This window comes from Acetobacter okinawensis (assembly GCF_002153655.1).
In the GTDB taxonomy this organism is placed as follows: domain Bacteria; phylum Pseudomonadota; class Alphaproteobacteria; order Acetobacterales; family Acetobacteraceae; genus Acetobacter; species Acetobacter okinawensis_A.
Map to the genome: position 1 here is coordinate 1 of NZ_JOPJ01000083.1, position 227 is coordinate 227.

Annotated in this window: 1 protein-coding gene; it reads left to right on the forward strand. The window is 55.1% G+C overall.

Going from position 1 to position 227, the window contains the following annotated elements; translation table 11 throughout:
* Positions 1–227 (forward strand): AAA family ATPase (locus tag HK26_RS12815; RefSeq protein WP_257641006.1); only part of this gene is annotated, 227 nt, incomplete at its 3' end.

Genomic DNA, 227 nt, shown 5'->3' on the forward strand with positions numbered 1-227 from the left:
CTGGTTGGGCCTCCGGGGTGTGGCAAGTCCACAGTGGCAAGGCTTTACCATGAAATGGCTGGCTACCCAGTCAAAACCATCAATGTCTCCGGCATGACAGATGCTCTGTCCCTGATGGGGGTGCATCAGAGTTTTGGGGAAGCCAAGCCTTCTCTGGTTACGGAATGGATGGCCAGCACGGAACTGGCGAACCCCTGCATTATCCTGGATGAAATCGATAAGGCTCC